The 22,464-nt window shown below is 47.3% G+C and carries 15 protein-coding genes and 1 tRNA gene; 6 read left to right on the forward strand and 10 right to left on the reverse strand.

The annotated features are described in order from the left end of the window. Positions 1-9 precede the first annotated feature (9 nt). From H8L47_RS01190 to H8L47_RS01230, 9 genes are all read right to left on the reverse strand, one after another. Positions 10-1,053 (reverse strand): ABC transporter substrate-binding protein, encoded by a 1,044-nt coding sequence (locus H8L47_RS01190; protein WP_186951412.1) that lies wholly within the window; start codon positions 1,051-1,053, stop codon positions 10-12. A gap of 169 nt (positions 1,054-1,222) precedes the next feature. Beyond that, the gene (locus H8L47_RS01195; RefSeq protein WP_186951413.1) at positions 1,223-2,038 is read right to left on the reverse strand and encodes an arginase family protein; all 816 of its coding nucleotides are present in this window, start codon (positions 2,036-2,038) and stop codon (positions 1,223-1,225) included. Beyond that, positions 2,035-3,270, reverse strand: coding sequence for a sulfotransferase (locus tag H8L47_RS01200; RefSeq protein WP_186951414.1), 1,236 nt, complete (start codon positions 3,268-3,270; stop codon positions 2,035-2,037). Before H8L47_RS01200 ends, H8L47_RS01195 begins: the two co-directional genes overlap by 4 nt. A 2-nt stretch (positions 3,271-3,272) precedes the next feature. Next, entirely contained in the window at positions 3,273-3,968 is a 696-nt protein-coding gene (locus H8L47_RS01205) for a methyltransferase (protein ID WP_186951415.1), read from the reverse strand. 89 nt (positions 3,969-4,057) lie between these two features. Next, positions 4,058-5,692 (reverse strand): ATP-binding response regulator, encoded by a 1,635-nt coding sequence (locus H8L47_RS01210; RefSeq protein ID WP_230413538.1) that lies wholly within the window; start codon positions 5,690-5,692, stop codon positions 4,058-4,060. Between the two features lie 635 nt (positions 5,693-6,327). Further along, positions 6,328-7,410, reverse strand: a complete 1,083-nt coding sequence (locus H8L47_RS01215; protein ID WP_230413539.1) for a WD40/YVTN/BNR-like repeat-containing protein — start codon at positions 7,408-7,410, stop codon at positions 6,328-6,330. Positions 7,411-7,412: 2 nt separating this feature from the next. Further along, on the reverse strand, positions 7,413-7,682 hold the full coding sequence (locus tag H8L47_RS01220) for a MoaD/ThiS family protein (RefSeq protein WP_186951417.1): 270 nt from the start codon (positions 7,680-7,682) through the stop codon (positions 7,413-7,415). 2 nt (positions 7,683-7,684) lie between these two features. After that, the gene (locus H8L47_RS01225) at positions 7,685-8,152 is read right to left on the reverse strand and encodes a CYTH domain-containing protein (protein WP_186951418.1); all 468 of its coding nucleotides are present in this window, start codon (positions 8,150-8,152) and stop codon (positions 7,685-7,687) included. A gap of 27 nt (positions 8,153-8,179) precedes the next feature. Then, positions 8,180-9,304, reverse strand: a complete 1,125-nt coding sequence (locus H8L47_RS01230; RefSeq protein WP_186951419.1) for a M14 family metallopeptidase — start codon at positions 9,302-9,304, stop codon at positions 8,180-8,182. Between the two features lie 209 nt (positions 9,305-9,513). Between H8L47_RS01230 and H8L47_RS01235 the strand changes: the two genes are divergently transcribed. The 6 genes from H8L47_RS01235 (at position 9,514) to H8L47_RS01260 (ending at position 14,384) form a co-directional block, all read left to right on the forward strand. Beyond that, positions 9,514-9,590: transfer RNA gene (locus tag H8L47_RS01235), tRNA-Pro, on the forward strand. 451 nt (positions 9,591-10,041) lie between these two features. After that, a complete protein-coding gene (locus H8L47_RS01240; protein ID WP_222616359.1) occupies positions 10,042-10,365 on the forward strand; it encodes a hypothetical protein in 324 nt (107 codons plus the stop codon). An 83-nt stretch (positions 10,366-10,448) separates the two neighbouring features. Then, positions 10,449-11,216 (forward strand): hypothetical protein, encoded by a 768-nt coding sequence (locus H8L47_RS01245; RefSeq protein ID WP_186951421.1) that lies wholly within the window; start codon positions 10,449-10,451, stop codon positions 11,214-11,216. A 481-nt stretch (positions 11,217-11,697) separates the two neighbouring features. Then, complete coding sequence (locus H8L47_RS01250) at positions 11,698-11,865, forward strand: hypothetical protein (RefSeq protein WP_186951422.1); 168 nt, start codon at positions 11,698-11,700, stop codon at positions 11,863-11,865. A gap of 116 nt (positions 11,866-11,981) precedes the next feature. After that, complete coding sequence (locus tag H8L47_RS01255) at positions 11,982-12,491, forward strand: hypothetical protein (RefSeq protein WP_186951423.1); 510 nt, start codon at positions 11,982-11,984, stop codon at positions 12,489-12,491. Positions 12,492-12,632: 141 nt separating this feature from the next. Continuing rightward, positions 12,633-14,384, forward strand: coding sequence for a pentapeptide repeat-containing protein (locus H8L47_RS01260; RefSeq protein ID WP_186951424.1), 1,752 nt, complete (start codon positions 12,633-12,635; stop codon positions 14,382-14,384). Positions 14,385-14,587: 203 nt separating this feature from the next. Here H8L47_RS01260 and H8L47_RS01265 read toward each other — a convergent pair whose 3' ends face one another. Then, on the reverse strand, positions 14,588-22,390 hold the full coding sequence (locus H8L47_RS01265) for a PLxRFG domain-containing protein (RefSeq protein WP_186951425.1): 7,803 nt from the start codon (positions 22,388-22,390) through the stop codon (positions 14,588-14,590). Positions 22,391-22,464 lie beyond the last annotated feature (74 nt).

A 22,464-nucleotide genomic window follows, 5' to 3' on the forward strand; every position in this document is an offset into this window, starting at 1 on the left:
TTTGGAATCTCAGTGTATGATAGTCACCGCAGCTGGCTTGATTTTTTCCATACCATCCAGATAAACATAATCAAGGTAATTTGGAATTTCCGTTTTGTTAGTCAGTTTGTTCTTGATTGCCCATCTTGCCTGATCTTCCAAAGCAAGCAACAATCCCTGATCAAGACCAACTTCAAAGCGGTATGTAGCCCAAGCCGCTTTCTGATCCTTGGTATCGGTCTTCTTTCCGGACTCGTGCAGAGCGCGGGCGGAGTCTGGCATGTCATTGCAATACTGGCTACCTTGATCCAAGGCGCGCAATACTTTTTTGATCGTTTCTGGCTGACTGGAGATGTAACTGCGCATGCCTACGACATTGTATAAACTCTCATAGACATCCTTGCCGTAAAAAGCAACACCATTGCTACCCAGCCGTGTCAGCATAGTATTCAAGAATGGCTCCCACGATGCTACAGCATCAACCTCACCACGTTCTATGGCATCGGCAAATTCCTCTGGTTTATAGTTGATCATGGTGACGTCCTTTACCGACAATTTTTGCCGATTCAGGAAGGCGCTCAAAGTGAAATGACCTGAAGTACTAAGCGTAACGCCTACACGCTTACCTTTGAGATTTGCCGGCTCAAGTATCCCCCTGTCCCTACGCCCTATAATACCGTGGTCTTTTTCAGTCTTGAATATGGTTGCGATTACAGAGACAGGTCTTTGATCGAGGCCTGCAAACATGACAGGAATATCTGCTACTGTTCCCAGATTTGCCTGCCCTTGCAACACAGCCTCCATGGCCGCTTTGCCACTGGAATGTGATTGGATGAGTACGACAATTCCCTCTTTGGCAAAGAAGCCTTTTTCCCTGGCGGCAGTAATTGAGCAAGTTCCTACATACTCTGTATTGGTGGCAATGATAACTTGTTCAAGTGGCGACGCTGGGATTGATGGCGAACGCTTCGTCCAAAAATAAGACAGACTAAGCATGAGCGTCGCGACAAAAAGACAAGCACACCAGACCAGGATGTGCCTGAAATTGAATTGCCTGAACTTCGCTCCGGCCATACTGACTCTCCTTTTCAGTTTTTCAAGTACCGTTCTTTCAATACCAGAACTGTGCGAGAGCTGCAATCAATGCCATAAATTTCTACTGACAAAAAAACTGGATTTATATTGCCACGAGCTATGTAACTGATAGCACTTTCACCTAAGAAGTGACGTGAAGTATTGACTTTTATTCTAGTTCTTTTAGCAAATTTAAGCAAGCCACAGCAGTCTTATTGTCAGCATCTTCTTCTTCGTGCCAAGCTGAAACGGATACCGCAAGCAACTCTAATTGGCGCAGATACTTAAAAAGCGAAGATATCTCCTTTGCAGACGGGCCTTGCCCGACATGATACTTTAATGCGGGCAGATCTGTGCTGTCATCGATTACATCAGTATCAAAATGCAGATAGATGTTTTCATTTGGCGACAGATATCTATGGATGTCATCGATTTTGCAAGTAAGGATTCTTGAACTTTCCAGCGCTTCCTTTTCTCTAGGATCAAGATCACGGGCGTCAGATAGAATTATCCGTTCTTCTGGATAAGGTGCAACACCGATTTTTTCTATAAAAGCTCCAACAGAATTGCGACAGTCTTTACGCCTGTCTAATTTCCCTACTAGCATGGCTAAGGGCATACCACCCAGATATTTGGTTTGGGTCGTAGCCCAGGTATGAAAATCCCCATGAGCATCCAGCCACAAGATTCTGTCAGGTTGCTTCCCTACTTTCTGCAAACCAGCCAACACTCCCAGAGTGGCAAAACAATCTCCAGCAATGCAGACTGGTTTTTCACCCATCTTAATGGCTTGCTGCACCCTGTTCGAGAGGGACGCATAGATATGGCCCATTCTGTCCAGTTTTTCGTTAGCGTCGGTAATTGATGCCTCTTGAAATTCTGGAATGGTAACAATTTCCCACGGATGCGTACTAACATCATTGACACGACCAAGACCATCCCGTCTTTGCCCAGTCAAAAATGGAATGAGCAAATGCGTGTTCATAACCAAGTGTCAGGGCTCATTTGATAAGCCAAATCACCCATCATGTTTTTGACCTCACTTCTGCCTCCCAATCTCAATAAACTGTCTTCACGCTTTTGCCATCGTCTTATTTTTGGCGCTTCAGTTGCCATGGTCACCGGAAAAGCAGGCAAACCAGGCATTTCGCGCAATCCAAGATAGGAAGTTATTTTTTTTATGACAACTGCTGGTTTCGATAAAAACTCTTCAAAAGAAACTGGCAGCGTTTCGACCCGACTGGCAAGTATGGTTTGATGGGCAGATAGCCATTGATTAAGACAAACATCCTCCAAACTAGCATTGATGTATTCTCTCCAGTTGGGTGGCAAATCAAATTTCCACCAACGCTTGCCGAAGCCAACGTGATTAGAATAACCCTTGATTGCTAAATTCACGCCTGCAGGTTCTAAATCGCGCGAAAAGAAAGCAACTGGAGACAACCAACCATCCATCAGGCCATTGACTGACTGCGCATAGCCCCTGGTCAGATGCAGATACTTGATTTGCGCATTCGGAAACAATTGCTCATAAATACCCAGTCTATATACATCTGGAGGCGTCTTAAAGAGCAAGGTTTTCTCTCTTGCATCGCCAGCCCTGAATCGCCGTCGGTAATGACGCGGCAATACAAATGGTGGCTCTTCCAATTTCATCGCTTCATTGAAACAATGGTTTGCAGCCGGACTTTTTTTCCCATCGTAATAATCAAGTCGCCAAGTCTCACTCTTAAAAATCCTGGAGAGTATGAGGTCCTGCAACATTGCCTCTCCTTGAATTTGTTGCTCCTGAGCTTGATCAAAAACGGCATCCAGATCCAACAAGAGTTTGCTGTAAGCGTCTGCGTTAGAAAACAAGCTTGGAAATTGCAATAGCAAGCGTTTTTCCCATCTACTCCGGAGAAAGTCGTACTCAGGATAGCCAACAGCAGGTAAGGTCATATCATCGAAGATATTATCCAGTAATGCATCCCGATTATCCAGATGGCTAAAAGCGTCACTATCCGAATTACGTCCAAAACCATTTCTGGTCAAGGCAAGAAATGGTTCCATCTCCCCATCCAAAGAAGCAATTTCAGGATGAGTAGATAAAACACTCTTCAATAGGCTGGAGCCTGATCTTGGCGCAGTCAGTATCACCGCCACATGTTTGACCTGTGCAGCGAAATCGGAGTGCGCTACCTGGCGCAGTTCGTTGATGGTATCGATGATATCCATCTTTACACCGATTGCTGTACTCGCCTCATCAAGAAGGCGTAAAACTTTCTGGTTTCAGCCTTATCAGCAGTAGTGCTGGCCATTGTTTTGACAGTAAACCCAGCTGCCTTTGCCAATGCCTTGATCTCAGCAATAGCACCGAAATTGGATTGTGCAAAATAGATACGCCCCCCAGGTTTCAAATGTTTATTCACCTCAGCAAAAAACTGGGTATTCGTTTTGAAATCAGTATCCCATTGAGAGCTGGCGACGACATCTGGCGCTGGTTTGTTGCGAAAAGGCAGATTGGCAGTAATCACATCAAACTGCTCGTCTTTGAGGGCTTTAAAAAGGTTAGATTTTTTAACCGTCATCAACTTATCAAAACCGTGCAGTTTGGCATTATATCTGGCGCTTTTAATTGCTGCTGGATTGATATCGATCGCAGTGACTTTGCTTGCCCCGGCGTAGCAGGCAAAAATAGCGATGACACCTGAGCCAGTACCTACGTCAAGCACACTATCACCCTTATTGATTTTAAAATTTCGCACTAGGGGCTGGCTATCAGTGAAAGGCCAAAATGTTTCGGGAAAAACCAGAAATTCTTTTCCCAAATACCTAACAGTTTTACCGGTAGGTGCGATTGCTTTAAACGCCTTTTGCCTGTTTTTTTGCCAGCGATCTATGTGTGCAAGGCTAGGTGCAGAGGTCTGTTCCATGGCTATCCCCTTCAAAAAGTGACGACAAAAATACCTAAAATAAAACCCTTCTCGAACATGGTTGTACTAGCAAATTCACATACCTTAAGTCATTTTTTACTCGCTGCGAACTCCAGTGCGCTATTGATCGCAAAACTAAACTGCTCGATATCGATCGGTTTGGTGATATATGAATAAAAACCAGCGACGTTCCCCCTTTCAAGGTCCGCTTGCATCGCATTTGCCGTGACAGCAATGACAGGGATGTGTGCAGTCCTGGGGTCATCATGCAAAAAACGACGGGTTTCTATGCCATCAATACCTGGCAAGTTAATATCCATTAAAATCACGTCAGGCAAGTGCAGACGTGCTTGCTCTATACCTAGCAAGCCATCTGTTGCTGTCAGCAAAGCCACGTCAGAACGCAGACGCATCAGTTCTGCGACCAACCTCAAGTTGGTAGGATTGTCTTCAACATACAACAGAGATTTGTGTGTTTTTGCCTTGTCTGGAGCTGCCGTCTCGTACACCAGCGCCTTGGAAGTCTGCTGCCAGCCTGAAGGGCTGGTGGTGGCAGCTCCAGGAAATTTAACCCAAAATGTGCTACCTACACCTACTTGACTATGTATGCCGATGCTGCCTTGCATCGCCTCCACCAAATGCTTAACCAGAGATAAGCCTATCCCAGTGCCCTCTTCATTGAAAACTTCCCTTCCAAGGCGATTAAAAGGTTGAAAGATGGTTTCCAATTGCATTGCACTCAGTCCTATTCCTGTATCTATGACCTGGATGCAAACAATATTGTCAGCAGCCATATGCGCCGCAACATTGACTTTACCGTTATCACGGTTGTATTTGATTGCATTCGACAAGAGATTGATCAGGACCTGCTTAAGGCGAATACGATCAGCATGCACTTGTAAGCAAGTAATATCTTCAAAGGCAACACTGACCCTACATTTCTGTGCCACAGGTTCTATCATTGTGCGGCACTCTACAAAAATCTCGTCAAGTGCGATTGACTCGATAGACAAGTTCATTGCACCAGACTCCACTTTTGCCAGATCAAGAATTTCATTAATCAGCGTCAGCAAATGACTTCCCGCTTCTTCTATATGCTGAGCAAACTCTTTTTTTTCATCCAGGTTGGTTTGCAAGCTTGGTGATGCCAGGATTTGAGCAAAACCAAGTATGGCATTCAACGGCGTGCGCAATTCATGACTCATATTGGAAAGGAAAGTCGACTTCGCTCGATTGGCTATGTCTGCTTGCGTTCTCGCGTGCTCAAGGTCTTTGTTAAGAGCGACCAGCTCTATCGTATGCTCGCGTAACTGGAGTTCTAGTTTGGCATTTGCCATGCGCAATTGCCGCGTCTCCATAGCACGGGCCAACACAGGCAAAATTGAGGAAATCTTAAAAGGTTTAATGATGTAGTCAAGCGCACCTACCTTCATCGCCTTGACTGCGGATGCAATACTGCCTTCACCAGTCATAACTATGCATGCCAGGTCTGGATCAATATTGCGGGCCGCCTCGACCATGGCAATGCCATCAAGACCAGGCATCATTAAATCTGTCAGCATCAAGTCAAAGTTGTTGTCACGCAGGCACGAAAGTGCTTCAATGCCATTTGCAAAACCCATAGTCACATAGTTATGATCACGCAACAGGTCACATAGTGCATGCAAATGTGCCGTTTCATCATCAACGATCAAAATGCGTGATTGCATTTGGGATAATGTCATTTAAACTCCTGGCATTAGCTGAACGCTCCTGGCACCTGCAAATGAGCAACCAATTCGGCAAACCGTGCTCAGACATTGCTCAAAGACTACAATTATTTGCGAAGCCCACGTCATTCTGTAAGCATATTAGCATTTTTTATAGAAAATAATAAAAATTAAGCAATGGCTGAGAAAATACTGAAGATTTGCTCAACATGTGCCCACCCACCTGCGTCATGCTTTAGAAAGGAGCACACGCGAGCTGCAAGATACTGCCTCGGATATCGTGGTGCCCACGCAGGTGGAGTCCGAGGGAACGGGCCAAAAACCTGAGCGTCACTCACTTGACTATCCATACAATGCCCTGCGAACCTAGCCATGCAAGGTTTCTCATCCATTCAATTAACTAAAAACATGTCCACACATTCGTGAGAGCACGCCAAAATGCGGAGGGCCTTGCACAAAAAAAATTTGCAAGCTCTTGGCTATCGTAGCGCTACTGTGTGACGTCCTTTGGATGAGGTGATGCCGACTCTGCCGTGTTAAGTGCAGTGAAAAAAATGATGAACTCTCTGGATGGCTCGCGAACAGGCATCAGGTTTGGCGATAAAATCTGATGCTAAGCTCAGATATTGACATGTCGGATCAAATCGCAACTACATAAACCTGACAGCGTAAACAGGTGGCAAATTGCCTGATATTTGATACCAATCATCGCCCTCGTTTTCGCTGGCCCACAGATTACCAGTAGTCGAAGCCATCAGTAGGTTCGTGCCATGTTCTGAAACAGCAAGACCATGACGATAAACCAGATCATAACAATCTTGCTGAGGCAAACCTTTTCTCAACGACTCAAAAGTGTTACCACCATCCTTAGTGCGCGTGACAGTCATCGCACCATGCAAGGGCACCCGTTTTTGATCAGCCACGGCAGGCACAAACCAGGCAACGTTGGGGTTGCGAGGGTGGGCGGCTACAGCAAAACCAAAGTCTGGAATTCCTTCAGGCAAATGCAACTGCTGCCAGCTTGCTGCATCATCTTCACTGCGCCATATGCCATTATGGTGCTGGCACCATAAAACATGACTGGCAAATTTGCTGCGGGTGATAAGATGCGGATCCTGGATATTTTGCTTGTCTGCCAGGTCAGGAGGCATATAAGCGGCGTGCATACCGGAAGCGGATAATATCCAGTTCTTACCGCCATCTTCAGTTTTCCAGGCACCACCACAGGAGACACCCAGCAAAATATGCTGGGGATTGCGCGGGTTGACGCATATCGAATGTATGCCTGGCGTATCATAACCACCGCCCATCCATTCCTTGCGCTCCTCCCTGTCCCACAGACTGCGCACCAATTCCCAGCTGTTGCCACGGTCTGACGATCGGAACAGACCGCCTGGCAAGGTCCCAGCCCACAACACGCCTGGCTCTTCACTGCCACCGGTCTCCAGTGACCAGACAGCCTTGAGCTTCCATTCGACATCGTCATCTGTCTTGGCATGTTCAGGGTAGGCTGGGACAGCAATCTCAGTCCAGTCATCGCGACCCTCATCGCGCCTATGCAGTTTTACACCAAAGTGTCCCAGATTCAATGCTGCATAAACAGCGCCATCGCGCTTGTCATGCAGGCACATACTCACGGGTTCGCCCAGAAAACTGATCTGATCCAACTTCCAGCTGCCATCAATATGGATCAATTCAAACAAACCCTTGCGGGTTGCTACCATTGCTTTCATCATTAGCCTCCTGAAAGAGCCTGCAAGACATATACCTGGCTATTTGAACCCAAAGAATTGCGCAAGCCACTGCGCTGCATGACACGCTTGCCATCGATAAATACTACTACATGAAAACGCAGATCATTCTGTTCGTCGAGAATATAGCCACGTAAAGTGGGATTGACCTGGAATGCTGCTTCCAGCGCATCGCGCAAATTGTCAGCCGTGGTTTCCACTTCAGGAACTTCAGTAAAACGACTGAGTTGCTGGGTGAAAATCAGCCTGGCCATGATTATGCCCAGTCCTTATAAGGATATTTAAGCAAATTCGCATTTGCGTAACGCCTGTCGTGACTGACCTCTACACCCAGCCAGGCTGGGCGGTCAAATTGCTGCTGTTCGGATTCAAGCTCGACCTCGGCGACGATGAGGCCAAGATTGTCGCCGATAAATTCATCTACTTCCCAGACCAAGCCAGCAAGAGGAATGCGATAACGTGTTTTTTCTATGAGAGGTTGCTGGCAGACTGTATCCAGCAAGATTTGCGCATCAGCCAGTGGGATGGGGTATTCCCATTCGCCACAGCTAATGCCGGTTGACATACCCTTGATGGTCAGCATTGCACGCTCTGCTTCTATGCGTACCCGTACGATGCGACCAGGGTCAGAGCAAATATAGCCCTGGCGCAGAAATGTGCCCTGCCCTTGCTGTTTAAAATCCTGATTTACAACAAGAAATTTGCGTTCAATTTCTACGCCCATTATTACTCCGATCAATAAATATCGGAATTATGCACTCAATGTAGCCAAAATCGGTTGCAACATCGCTTCACCCAGCTTGATACTGCGTGAACCGTCCCAACCCACCTCAGCATCAGGCAAATTGGCATTGTCCTTGAATGGCAGTTCCAAAGTCAGTGATACGCATTTGAAAGTGTGTCCAATATACTTGGACGCCAGCTTCAGCACATCTTCATTGTATTTCGATGCTTCATAGCCGTATTTGGTCTGGAAATCAGGACTTGCCAGGCAAAAACTATCCACAAAATGCTGCTGCTCTTGCATCTGTTTTTCGCTGAAACCAGCCAACATTTCACTGCCAGCCACGAAGATATAGGGCAAGGCCTCATCACCATGGATGTCCAGGAAAAGGTCGCAACCAGTTTCATGAATCTTATTCTTGACGTAATACACTTCAGGACTGGTTTCCAGCGACGGCGTCATCCATTCACGGTTCAGGTTGGCACCTGCGGCATTGGTTCGCAGGTTACCGCGTACAGAACCATCCGGGTTCATGTTCGGGACGATATACACAACCGCTTTTTCCATGATGCTGCGTGCAATTGGATTCGATGGGTCAAGCAAGGCATTCAGAGTGCCTTCAACCAACCATTCAGCCATGGTTTCACCAGGATGCTGACGCGCAATAATCCAGACTTTCTTTTCAGCCGCTGGGTCACCGACTACGATCAGATTCAGATCACGGCCATCGACGGTATTGCCCAGGTCTTCAACACGGGCAACAGAAGAATTCTCTACTCCGCCCAACAGGGCCAGGTGACGCTCCCATGTGTAAGGCTCAAAATAAGCGTAATAAACGCTGTCACGCTCAGGTGTATGGCGTATGGTCATGACCTTTCCGTCAAACTCGGTATCCACACGGAACCAGTTAGCCCGGTCATAGCTTGCTACTGCGCGATAGCCCTCCCAACCCTTGGCATAGGTAGCCTCACCTGCATTGAGTATACGCATGACGGTCTCTTGACCGCGCGCACCTTGTAAGCGAAAGTGAAACCACTGCCAAATGTCGGCATGTGAATCCTTGCGCAAATTTAAATCGATGGCCCCCGCCAGTTCCGCCTTGACGACTTCGATCGCCCCCGCGTCGAAGTTCTGACTGATTTTAATTGTCATGTTGTATGCATTCAGATATGTTTTTTAAGCACCGTAAAAATACGGCGACCTAGACTGGTATTCTCACAGTTTTTTCTGAATTATGAAAATATTTCAGTCAATTAATGAATAAAATCGGACAAATATTTTCACCGAGGCAAGCATTTAAGAAGTTTCTGGCCAAACATAGCAAATTTCGCCACGATATACTATAATCTTTCGCTCAGAGTCGGGGCGTAGCGCAGCCTGGTAGCGTACGTGCATGGGGTGCACGGGGTCGCAAGTTCGAATCTTGCCGTCCCGACCAATGAAATCAATAACTTACGTTTTTTCCTAAACGTAAACACAGTACTGTATATTATAGGAAAATTATAGGTTTCTATAATATACAATCAACTTTCTCCTTCGCGTTTCATCCCAAAATCCTTATTTTCAATTGCAATATGAGCTATATTGTCGAATGTTGACGACTTGCTTACATCAATATACGTATCCACTATACACCCACTCGCAACGACAAACTTGCATATCTTGATGCCACTGACCATCACGTTGAAGAATGGCATCGCGAGATCTCACCATGCTATAAAGCGCCAATTATTAGGCATGCGGTGAACTGAACTCGATAGGTTGCCCCTTGCCTAAATGACGTACTCCGCCTAACGACTTCGCTGCTCACGGAACCAATCTGCCGTGATTTACATTGCCGGAACACATATTGACATTTAATTAATGCCATCATATAGTCGATGCACTTTATGCAACTCAATAAGATTGATATGGCAAAAAATAATTCTAACTTCGGTGTGACGCTAGTTATCTCTTTGGTCGCTATTATCGGCTTCGGCATTGCAAGCTTCTCGATATTTCCGAACGTGCTTGCGAAGATTGGGAAGGATGCGACAGATGCTGAGCAATATGCAGCCAGAGTGAGTGCGCAAATCAAAGACACTAAAGAATGTTCCAAGTATAAAGAGCAGCTTAAAGACCTTGGAAAGAGCGCGCAAACAATTAACGGGGGCTTTACATACCGGGTTGTTGAGGTTAAGAATGAAGTCAACAAGGCCGGGTGCAACAAATAAAACAAATCTATTATTCCAAAAGAACAATAGGCTAAGGAACATGCCGCGATTCAATCGTAGATTTTTTAATTAGGATTTTGATAATGGCTATTCAACTACCAATTCAATTAGCTCCAGGTCTTGCAACAGTCGTGGCGGCATTGCTGGCCAGCGTACTAACATTTGCTGGTCTTGTCCTTGCAAAAGAACAAAAGATATCTGAGTTTCGACAAGCGTGGATTGATGGTTTGCGAGTTGATCTTAGCATTCTATTTTCTTCCATTCGCTCTATGTGCCGCGCAATGGAGGAAAAGAGCCCCGGAATGTTTTTATTGGCCAATGGAGTCGGATTCGACCAAGAGTCAATCTTAGAGTTACGTCGAGGAACATCTGAAGCATATTATAAGGTATTGCTACGCCTCAACGTACTTGAGAACAAGCATTTGGAACTGCTAAAGCTTATTGATGACGCACTGAGGAAATGCAACGAAATTGCCCCATCACTAGAAGAGATTCAATCCGTAGAAGAAGCAAAAAACGGCACTGCAACCAACCTTTCTATTATTGAAATTTCTATAGGGGCAAAGATAAAGACAAAAGTCAAAATTGCATTAGATACCCTTGACGAAAGTTCCAAATACTCAACCCAAATACTAAAGAGCGAATGGGCCAGAGTAAAGAAAGGTGAAAAGAATTTTCAAATTGCTCTGTACGGCGTACCTGCCCTTTTTATCTTCGTTGCATTTTTGTTTTTTGCAATGTTTTCATTTGAGTGGGTGAAATTCTATGATCCACAGAATCCTTCAACTATCAGCCAACCATCAGCCCCCAAAAATCAAACAGCAACAGCTCAAAAATCTGCTAAACCTTAGTGGCCCACCACAGTCAAGATTTATCTGAGAACAGGTATGTAAATTTCCGTTATTTTGCCGCGCTAATCAACGTCCTTTAGGAGGCGCTGGCGGCTCATCCAGCATACACAACCAGGATTGCGCATAATTCGCAACCCCTTCATGTGTCTTACAAGTTTCAAACCCGGTAAGCATCATCCGGGACTCAAATAGCCAGAGGATTCGGCAATCCAGTAACACATCGCCACCAATCGGCAGACTATCCGGCAGAAAATGGGCTCGCATAGCCATCCTGTGCAGGCCTTGATCATTCGATTCGCCTATGGTTAGCGTGCCTAATTGGGGACGATTGAATCTGTCAAACACGATCTTCTTAGGAAGATCGATACCCCGTTTCCGCATTTTGATCATATGAACTTTCATCACTAAATATCACTGATTAAATAATCAGTATAATGTTTACACTGCAACGTGTAAGCAGTATTTTTTAAGGAATGTGAATATGGAAGACACTACAACACAATGGAAACTAGGCAGGGTTGAGGCGAAAGCAAGAAAAGATGGCCTGGAAGTCAATGGCCGAACGATCCCATGGGAAGAAATTGAAGCGGCCAGGCAAGAGGTAGCACCCTCTACCTTCACCATTCAATACATCGGTACCGCAGAGTAAGTGCCTGGCACTACACGACATTTCTGATTAAAAAAAAGATAATCCGCTTGAGGTGTTTTTAGCAATATGTTAATTTATTGATGCCGGATACGCGGCCCAACTAAAGGAGCACTAAAATGAAAACTAAAACCACTCACGCTCTTTTGCTTGGCGCCGCTATCCTGTTCGCAGCTACAGGCAATGCTCTGGCGGACACTCGCTGCTCAAGAGACGCTTACGGTAACACGACATGCAGAGATTCATATGGCAATACAGTAAGGGGAACTACTGACGCATATGGAAATTCGACGTACCGCGATAATAATGGCAATACTGTTCGAGGCTATACCGATGCCTACGGGAATAGCACTTATAGGGACAACAACGGCAATACAACTCGCGGGCACACAGATGCCTACGGAAACTCGACCTACCGTGACAACAATGACAACACTGTACGCGGCTACACAGACGCCTACGGCAATAGCACCTATCGAGATAACAATGGCAACACGACCAGGTCGCACACCGATTCTTACGGTAACTCTACCTATCAAAACAACAACCTCTACAATCAGCCAAGCAATCTTTATAAGCAGAATAAAATTTGCACGAAAGACTATTACGGCAATGTTTCATGCAGATAATTCTTCTTGGGCAAGCAGGTTCGGAACCAACGTTCAATAGGATTGCCGACACTATGTCTTTTGATAGCTAATTTCTTGCTCTTTCAAAGATTTATCGGAATGACTCTGAGATATTGATCGAATTGAAAATGGGGAGTTGATATGTTTGAGCCTACTTTTCCCGATAAACGGTACCTGCCACCCGCCAACTTTGCCGTTAATACGGGAACAAATCTCAAGCGCATTAGGTCGAGACAAGCGGATTTCGATAGAATTAAGACGAAATGGCTAGAAATTGAGGAACGATTAAATTCAGCCAAGCAAGAAGTCCAAAATTTTGCCGAGTCGGAAGACGAATCTGATTTGATCTCCAGCAAAATTTCAAAGATAGATGCATTCGACCTCGTTGAATATATTTCATCCATGTCGGATTTACAAACCGAGTGTGCTGTGGATCCGAATTTATTGGCATGTACCGGTGTTCTTCAAGCACGTTGTGAAAATTTTTTGGTGGCCGGGGAATTTTCAATACAAGATTTTAACTGCCATTGTTGCTTAATATTTGGGGAACTTACCTTTTTAGAAGATGTACATATAGTCAACTCAACTTTCGCGAAACCAGTCTATTTCTTTTATTCAGAATTTAAAAACATTCACATAAGTGATTGCAATTTCCTTGAAAACCTTGACATTGTCGGTAGTGCGCGATCCGATTTGAAAATTGAAAGAAGTCGATTACAAGATTTAAACGCAAATGTCCATGTAAATGGACAAATTTCTCTAGTGAGCAGTAGTTTCTCACAGAATGTTCTATTCTCAGGTTGCTTCATAGGTAGTAGATTAGTAGCAAACAATACTACTTTTGAGTCTAGATTTACTTTCTACAACGGAGAGATTGGTAGCTTAATTGAAGCTCCTACAATTTGCCAGTCCGTTGATTTCGTTAGCTCTGTTTTCAACGGAGGTTTTCTATTTCTATATGTAAGATTTTTCACTAATGTTGAATTTAACAAGGCTCAAATCAAGGACCTAGAATCATCATTTCAAAAATCCATGTTTATGAAAGGGGCGAATTTTGATAATGTTGAATTCGAATGCGAGGCAAACTTTGAGAATTGTGTATTTTTCGAAGATGCGACGTTCCAAAATACTAAATTTGCTTCCCCTTCCAAATTTGAGAAATGTGTATTCCACGTCCCACCTAGATTTCATGGATCCACTCTGCATCAAGGGAGCACTTTTTTTATGACAACATTCCCCCAAGGGGCTGGCTACCGTCCTCCCACTTGGAATCATCAGGATCAAATGGCCTTTAGAACGCTGAAGCTGCTGATGGCAGCGCAGCGAGAACAACACCAAGAAGCTAAATTTTTTGCGTTAGAGCTTAAAGCGCAACGACAAGCTGAGTATGCGATGCGTTTTCGCTCGACATCTTTAAATCGGAACGCCAGGATTGGTCAGCCTTTTTTGTGGGTCCTGTCGATGTTGTATTACATTACATCAAACTATGGTCAGTCACCGACCCGCGCCATAAATAGCTTCCTGATTTGGAATGCTGGATTTGGAGTTCTATTTTGGGCTCTTGAAAAGTGGGCGCATAAGATTTGGATTGCAAATTACTGCATCTTCAAAACTTGTTTAGGAATCGATGTCGCCTATCAGATTTTCGTAGTCCCTGCTTCGCTTACCCAAACAGGTTCAGCGCTAGCCCGAGTGCCGGCTTTCACGTTAGCTTTGCAAAACACATTAAATCCATTGGGATTGCTATCAGAAAAATCGCTTATTTTTTCGCAATCTTTATGGATCTATTGTCTATCATTTATTCAAAGCATTGGATCACTTGCGTTATTTACACTGTTCTTATTGGCAATTCGTGGGCGATTTCAAAAGGGAAGCGGTGGTGGAACCGCTTAACCAAAGGTTTCGGCAGGCAGTCGATGGATTTGTCATCATAGAATACTAGATTCCGATTCACTTTCCTCCGAAAATCTTCTCCCAGAAATATGCCAGTACAACCAGCCCTCCAATGCCAATTGGAATCCCGAAAAACATCTCAATGCTCGAAAACATCACCCCAAGCAATGCCAGGCCGACCAATATCCAATAAAGATTGAGATTCAATTTAACGCCTCCCTCACACTCGCCCGAGTGGATTTTGGTGCAGTTTTCAACAAACGTGCATTTGCCGTTTTTCGCATTTCAATGACTCTGCGGCGAATCGCAGTGACGTCAATTTTAATCCGGCTCTCTGGGTTTTTCTCGTTCCAGCTCAACATTTCTTTACGGGCATCTGCAACGCCATCCTGATCGCCTTCTGCCAAGGCATGCGCCCACTTGTCCGCAATGTTTGCCTGCATGTTTTTGATCATGGCAATGTCTTGGACCTCATCCTGTCGTGCGCGAGAACTTTCAGCAATGTGTTGAGGCTGAAGACCTACGGCCTTAGCAGCGGCGTCCATCAAATCGACTTTTTCGACATTACGCCCCTTTGTATCTTTGTAATAACCGCTGGTTGCCATACTGACGCTCTGGGCTACATTCTTGACTGCCCCAGGAGCTGCTTGCATCAGTGCACCTTGAGGACCAAAGATATCGCCATCCTGTACCTTGCCCACAGATTTCATGAAAGCCTGCAGGATGCCACCAAATGCTCCAGCAGCTTCCAGTACATCCCTGCTCTTGTCAGTTTCCGACTGTTTGAAAATAGCTGAACCAGGAATCAGATTGCCCATACCAAGGCGGCCGTGCAAATCCACACCGGTTTGCGTGGACAGGCCATTTGTAACTATGCCGCCCAGTGTTTCGCCCAGATAGCTCTTCATGGCCAGTCGCAGGGCTTTTTTGCTGTTCGTGTTGTAGCCCAAGCTTTCCCCAACGGTATCAATCAGATCCTCAATGTCGTCGGCGAACGGCAAGCCCTGCAGGCCAGCGGCCAACACCAGCAGCCCAAGTGCCAGCATTTTTTGTTTAGCCGGCAGCCGGGTCAGGAATTCAACATAGCTGATCGAGAACTGCTTGAATGTGAACAAGGTGGCGCCAACAGCTCCACGTGCCCAGTTAGGGCGGTTTGCCTTGCTATACAGGCCTTGGGTTTCAATGATGGCGTTCTTCGCAAAATCATAGATTGTTTCAAAACCCGTTTCCTTCAATGCCTCGCTGGTCATCCCCTGGCCAGTCTGGTAGGCAGCCAAGAACGTTAAGCGACGGTTATAGGCTTCAGACGCAGAAAAGAACGATCCCCACAGCTTTGTGATGGCCCGGGCCCGGACACTGGTCCCAAGCGTAGAACCCGACGCATCAGCCATCAGGTTGTGTATCTCATGCGGATCAGTAATGCCGTCAGCCTTTGCACGCGCCAGGGCTGCTGCAAGTTCTTGATTGCTGACTTTCCCAGTAACCGCCATTTTTGCCGACGACGCCATGATGCTGGCTGTTTTCTTGCCAGCATACTGCGACAGGAATGGAGTGGTCTGAAGTACCGGCTGGGTCAAGTTAACCGCTGCAGAGGCAATTGATCCACCAATAAAGTGCAGGAACATGTAGCCGCGCAACTTTTGCGCTTCCTCTTGTGGATTAGACAGGTACTCGACCAGTTTCTGAGCCTCGCGCTGTACGTCGCCTTTCTTCGTCAGCATCTCACTTGATAAAGCCTCTGTAACCAGGTGCGCATTGGCGTTGACCGAGGTTTGACGGGCATTAGACGTGATGAAGGATGCCAGCACCCGGTCAAGATCCTTTGAGAACCCGGCAATCCCCTGGCGCTCCAGCATACGCTTCATACTGGATCTGCTGGCCTTGGCCAGGGCAATGTATTCCTGGAATGCTTCGTTTTTATCGGTGCCCGTGAACTTGGAAAACAGCTCAATTGTCTCTGGCGAGACGCCCTTAAACATGGCAAATGCATCTTTATTGAGCCTGCCCTTTTCCACCTCCATGCCAGCAAAGTCTTTTTGGGCTTTGATGTAATCCATGTTCGCTTTTAAATGGGTTTCGTGCATACCAAAGTACACCACTTCTTTTGTACTCGGGTCAGTCACCAGCACGGTATGTTCACCAAAGCGCATAGCCGGCATATACCCTTTTGACTTCAATTCTTCGGAGAAAGCGACCAAGTCATCAATGCGCTGATAGAGCTCATCACTTCTGGTGATGGTGGTACCAGGCACGCCCTTGCTCATGGTCCCGTTATCAAAATAATCTTTGACTGCCTGAACGGTTTCGGCGACCGTTGCATTCTTCAGATTAGAGATATCCATGCCATTTGCCTGGCCCATCGATGCAATGGTGGATTGCGCGAGACGATCCAGGGAAGTGTCGACGGCCTGTCGTGCCTCGCGATACATTTCAATCTGGCTATCTGTCAGATCGAAATTGGTCCGTAGCTCGGCGTCAGTAAAGACTTTTTGCTGCACGCCCTTCTTGCCCTCAATGTTCGCAAAAAGCACTTCAGATACAGCTTTGAGGTTGGCTTGGTGGTCTTTGTCGCTGGAAAACACAGCCTTGGCGTTGTCTCGAATAGAATCCAGACGACGCAAAATACTTGGGGCCAAGCGCTCTGCCTCTATGGCAAAGTGCGCGGTGTCGTCAATTTGCTGCTGGCTGGCATCAAAGACCTTTTTGAAATCGGCGTCTTTCTTGGCTTTGTTGAACTGGGTACCGATCGTACGGTCCCAAATATTGAACTTGCTGTTCTTGTCAAAAAGGGAGCGAACTGTACTGGCCGCTTCAGACAAAGTATTTGCTGATCTGAGAATGTCATGTGCTTCTGCAAAAGTGCCTTTCCCAGAGCGAGAAAACAAAATTGCGGCCCGGTGTCCATCCAAACCGCCTGACGCTCCAGTGGAGCGTATCCAGGACAGCCCCACATAAGGCTGACCGGTCCACGCCAATACACGAGCATGGATATCGCCAAGCAGTGGAAGTATATCGGATGGTTTGGAACCGGTAAGGCGCGTCCAGAATGCACCGTCAGCGCCAGCAAAATATTGGATTTCTTTGTTTTTGCCAGTCGCCGGCTCTGCCCAGCCACGTTTTACAAACTCTTCGTATGTACTGGTATCAGACGGCAGCGCATAAATTGAAAACTCACCATCAGTTCCAACCTCAATGGTGAGGGCAGGAATATCATCAAGATCAGCCTCAGTCTGTTCTTTGCCAAAAACATCAATGACCAAGTGATCACGACCGAACAAATCTTGCTCTATTCTTCCTTCTGTGGTGTATCCAGTGAAAGGTCCCAAAGCTTGCGACGAGCTTCTTTGCGATTCTTCCGGATTTCCTCCTGCTCTTGCAAGGTCTTGGGCTGCACGGTCCGAGTAACGTTTTGCCTTGCGGACGGTGGCCGAGTCGGAAAGGTGTTTGGCGGTTCCCTCAGGGAAAGTGGATAGGAATACGGACGCGGCTCTTTCAATTTCTGCTTTCGAGACAATTGGTGCTTCAATTGTAATCTCTTCGGGATTACTTGCAAGCAGTTCCTCCAATGTTGGCGGTGTTGTGCGTGAGAGGGCGCGGGCCTCTACGTCCCCAAACACATGGGATTTTGCGCCCAGTTCAATATGCTCTCGTGCTAATGCCAGCATCTGCAATGCCTCGGCATTGGTGGCGTTTTCCAGCCAGTTTGCCACTTTATCAAGGCCAATGGCGCGCAAGACCGATTGAAGCTTGGCAAGCAACTTCTCCAAACCATTGATTTCACGGCCAGTGCCCGCCATGTCGGCAAGTACTTCCTCGATCGATATGGTCAAGAATGCGTCGTCACTACGGTTACCCTTGATATCCGCGTTTTCCTTGCGCCACTTGGCTGCTGCCTCGGCAATTTTGCGGTTTTTCATCCCGATGGAACGCAGTGCCGGTGCCAGATCCTCACCAAATGCCCCACGCAGGCCAGCATGTCCCAGCACTTCGTGAAACAGTACAAATTGCGCTTCTTGTGTGTTTTGCAGGTTATCGGCAACCAGCCAGGCCTGGCCGTTATGGAAAGCGCCACGGGCATCGTCGGGGGCTTCAAATGGTAGGTCTTCTACAGATTGAACCGAATTAATCTTTGGAGCATTACCCCAATTTTTGACAATTTTGGCAATATCATTACTGAGATCAACTTTATCGATTCCCTGATCGAACATGCCAAAGAATCCCCCGCGCCTAAAAAGTGCAATCCCTTTCTCAGTTTCCTTGGTCTTTAGGGTGTTAAACAGAGCATCGAACGCACTATTGATTTTCTGTGCTTCATCCTTTGTAGGGTAAGGATATGGCTCATTTTCACCAAGCATTTCATTACGTACCCGGTGCAGATCTTCGCCAAGAATATTGGCCAGATAGTCGTTCGACTTATCTAATGCTGAGGCCTTATCGATGATATAGCTCTCAAATGCCCGCGCGGACATCTCGGCAATTGTGGACCAGTAATTTTTTGATTGTTTGTTATCAAGCTCTATGGAGCGGAAAGGCATACCCGAGGCCTCAATTGCTTTAACCACTCCATTAAAGGCAGCAATGGTCTCAGGCCTGATACTGGTATCGTCGACTATTTTATTGTTCGGGCCATAGACTTTCTTAACCTTCGGCGAATCGGTCAGGTTATCTTGGGTACTGCCGCGCATTCTGCCAAAGTAGTTATCCAGTGCATGCCACCATTCATGAGCAAGGCTACCGGCACCATTAGACTTGGTGAGATTAATGACGACATTATTTGACTCATAGTGCGCCGACGCAGCATTCTTACCACCACTACCGCGCGCGCCAAAAGCCAGCCCTAACGTCCCATTAAGTGAAACCGCCCTGCTTGGGATATTGATCAGATCTGCCAGATCCAGCAAGGCATCGTAGGCATTATTGAGGTCGTTGGCTCGTTTTGACTGCTCGACATAATTGCCGAATTGCACACCACGGAAGCCAAACTCGCCGGCAAACTTCTCTGGTGATACGTTCTCGCCGCTTAGCCTGTCCATGCCAACTCGCGGGGCGTTCGCATCACGTCGCTCGGGTAGCACCTGCTTTTTCTTGGCCAGGAGCTCGAGCAATTCGCTCTCGTGTTCGGCAAGATACTTCCGTGCCTCCGCAGCGGATGTAAATCCAGATTTCAAATCAATGTACTTATTGCTGGCCACCTTCTTGCCAATAATGACCTCGCGGCTTGAATTCCTGGCGTACAGGTCAAGTTTTACCGTCTTACCGGTGCGCTCAGGCGCTACAGCCAGGTTAGCGCTCAACGCCGCCAGTGCCTGCTGATAATCTAAGAAAAAGGCAACATGTCGGTTGTCTTTCAGAATCTCGGTACGATCAATCCCGCCTGGGTAAGAAACACCGTTGAACACGGTGTAGTGCCCTTCCTCAATAGAATATCCCTTGGCCAATTTGAAATTTGGATAACCTAGATCAACGTACAGCTTTATTTTTTCAGCAAATTTAGTCAGTTTTGAAGTTTGCATCTTCGAAAGCAATTGGCCAATTTCGATCTTGCCGTCCACCAACTCGCTCGCAAATTGCCGAAGAACTTTGACCTGTTCAGCCCAATTCTTCAACTTATAAGGCATTTTCGGCTTAGTCGGGAGCTCGTCCCGCATAGCCTTTATCGCTGCCAACACCCTGATATCAGAGCCGCCAGCAATCATCTTTTCATAATCCGGTTCAGGAAAATGCTTGGAAAGGGTGATTTCGCTCAAGTCACCTGGCAATTCATCTGTAATTCGATGCTGATAGCTGGCCCAGAGTTCTTTTTTTGCGCCGACAATTTTTTCACCGAAGTCCTCTATTCGTGATTTCGATTTTCCATCATCGTCGGATTCCGCCGTGCTGGTCTTGTCCTCCTGGCTGCCCTTGGCCTCAGTTGATCCTTCCGCAGCCCGGGCGCTTGGAAACTGTTTGACAGCTTCCAGCAAATCCTTGATAGGTGCATCGAGTCGGATAACATTGACATCTTCGCCCTGCTCTTTCTGGGCCAGCCATTGATGGTGCCCATCCAAGACATGCCCATCCGATGACACCAGAATGGAGCGGTTCCCGCCTTCATAATTCTTGGCAGCCTCTACTTTCGCCGGGGAATACTCCATTTGTGTCGGCTTCAGGCTGTCGGCCTTCACAGTTTCCTGCTTGCTCTCTATATCCCTGCCCTTGAAGAAATTCACCATGGCGCCACGATGCTCTGCCTTGATCTGCGGCATTTCTGAACGTGGAATATTCAGGGTGCCGGAGTCCTCGCCGAATGCATGCCATTCTTTGCTTTTTGTTTCTGCCTGAACTGGCGTAGCGGTTTTTGCTTCCTCTGGCACTACTGGGGTCGGCTCAACTGTTCTTGCATCAGGTCTAACTACATAGCCACCGGGAACAGATACCACGGTACCGCCCTGTTTTTTTTGCTCATCTTTTGCGGCAATTTTGGTTTTGAACGGGAAACCTTTCGGGTGCTGAATATCGCCTGGCAAAACACCAGGTGTCGCACTGGGAGCTGGCGTTTCGTTCTTTGCCAGCATCTTGGTGGCATGCTTCAATTCGGCAGAATTGAGATTGAATCGCTTGCCAGTTGGGCTAACCAGTGCCTTGCCAGCCAGCTTATAGCCGTCTTTGATGGCCTGATTGACCTTGGTGAAATTGTTCTTACCAACAGGTGTCACTGGTGCGGATTTCTCAGGCACCAGGGTTTCCACTTCCATTTCGTTGGGGGTGCCTATGGGTGTAGCGGCATTGATTGCGGAGTCAATTGCTGCGTGATCCGCTTCTGTAACCGTAGTATCTCTATACCCTTCCCTCTGCAATGCCTCTGCAAATGCGGCCTTTTTTCCTTCCATGGGGACAGAAGTGTCATTGACAACACTGTCAATAATCGCTTGCCGGGCTTCAGCGGCACGCTGCGCATCACTTGCTTGCGTGCGCTCGTCCACCTGGCGCAACTGCTCTTCAAAGCTTGGTTCTTGAGCTTCCGGCACCGAGACCTGGCTTTTTGCGCGCTCCTCGGCAAGTAGTTGCTCCATTTGAGCATGTTCGCCAAACCCTGTCGGGGCTGACATGCTTTGGCGCGCAGCCAGCAATTCGGATGGATCTTCCTGCTGTTGACGCAATTGCAGAGCAAAGCCGTCATCCATGGGCACCACGTCATAGATATCACCAAGCTGCTTGTTTTTCAGTTCAGCAGCAAATCTTGTCATGAATGGCAGGCCGTTGCCATTTACCAAGAGTTCTTCTGCGGGCGCTGCCACAGTTTGATTCGACACTGACTCAGGAATTGCACTTGCCTGCGCCGCAGGTGCTGGCCTTGCCAACAAGTCTGCAATGCTCTGTGGCGCATCGTCTGCAGGCTCTACATGAAACGCATCCCTGGGTTGTGTCAACTCCCTTACCAATGAAGGGTTTTCACCCCTGGCAGCCTGAATCACCGCATCCATGCCCGTGTATGGTTGGTTACGCAAACCTGCATTTGCCGCCCGTGTCAGCGCACCTGATTCTGGCAGCAATGGCGCATCAGTTGCGGCATCAGCACTGCCAGGTTGCCCATTCTCTGCTTGACGTGGCGTGCCGTGGCGCTGAAACCCGCCCATGATGCCGCCCATCGCTGCACCAGTGACCAGACCAGACCCGCCAGCAGCAGCGACGCCCTTCATGCGATCCTGCTCACCCATCGCAATATTCGTGAAATACTGTTCCTGGGCAGATTGCGGCATTTCTTCGAGCACGCCTTCGGAAAAAGCGGCTTTACCAATACGACTGGGAATTGAACCTGTCATACCAGCTGCCCTGGAACCAGTTGCCAGTTGAGTTGCGGCATCGCCCATCAGTTTGCCAGCACCAAAGGCCAGCAGTCCTGTTCCGGCACCAGCAGCCAAGGCAGGTAACGCGTAATCGCTGTAACTACGCCCTGCTGCCTGGGCATTGTCAGCAATGTGCCCACCACCTTGCGCGCCTTCTGATGCTGCGCCAGTTGCAATCAAGCGTCCACTGGCCGCCTCTACAGCAGACTGAGCAGCAGTAGAGCCAGCCTGTGTGCTCAGTGCAGCCTTCGCTG

This window comes from Undibacterium umbellatum (assembly GCF_014284125.1).
Classification (GTDB): Bacteria; Pseudomonadota; Gammaproteobacteria; order Burkholderiales; family Burkholderiaceae_D; genus Undibacterium; species Undibacterium umbellatum.

Coding starts and splice junctions, on each gene's coding strand:
- H8L47_RS01190 (WP_186951412.1), bottom strand. CDS start 1,053: ATGGCCGGAGCGAAGTTCAGGCAATTCAATTTCAGGCACATCCTGGTC.
- H8L47_RS01195 (WP_186951413.1), bottom strand. CDS start 2,038: ATGAACACGCATTTGCTCATTCCATTTTTGACTGGGCAAAGACGGGAT.
- H8L47_RS01200 (WP_186951414.1), bottom strand. CDS start 3,270: ATGGATATCATCGATACCATCAACGAACTGCGCCAGGTAGCGCACTCC.
- H8L47_RS01205 (WP_186951415.1), bottom strand. CDS start 3,968: ATGGAACAGACCTCTGCACCTAGCCTTGCACACATAGATCGCTGGCAA.
- H8L47_RS01210 (WP_230413538.1), bottom strand. CDS start 5,692: ATGACATTATCCCAAATGCAATCACGCATTTTGATCGTTGATGATGAA.
- H8L47_RS01215 (WP_230413539.1), bottom strand. CDS start 7,410: ATGAAAGCAATGGTAGCAACCCGCAAGGGTTTGTTTGAATTGATCCAT.
- H8L47_RS01220 (WP_186951417.1), bottom strand. CDS start 7,682: ATGGCCAGGCTGATTTTCACCCAGCAACTCAGTCGTTTTACTGAAGTT.
- H8L47_RS01225 (WP_186951418.1), bottom strand. CDS start 8,152: ATGGGCGTAGAAATTGAACGCAAATTTCTTGTTGTAAATCAGGATTTT.
- H8L47_RS01230 (WP_186951419.1), bottom strand. CDS start 9,304: ATGACAATTAAAATCAGTCAGAACTTCGACGCGGGGGCGATCGAAGTC.
- H8L47_RS01240 (WP_222616359.1), top strand. CDS start 10,042: ATGCAACTCAATAAGATTGATATGGCAAAAAATAATTCTAACTTCGGT.
- H8L47_RS01245 (WP_186951421.1), top strand. CDS start 10,449: ATGGCTATTCAACTACCAATTCAATTAGCTCCAGGTCTTGCAACAGTC.
- H8L47_RS01250 (WP_186951422.1), top strand. CDS start 11,698: ATGGAAGACACTACAACACAATGGAAACTAGGCAGGGTTGAGGCGAAA.
- H8L47_RS01255 (WP_186951423.1), top strand. CDS start 11,982: ATGAAAACTAAAACCACTCACGCTCTTTTGCTTGGCGCCGCTATCCTG.
- H8L47_RS01260 (WP_186951424.1), top strand. CDS start 12,633: ATGTTTGAGCCTACTTTTCCCGATAAACGGTACCTGCCACCCGCCAAC.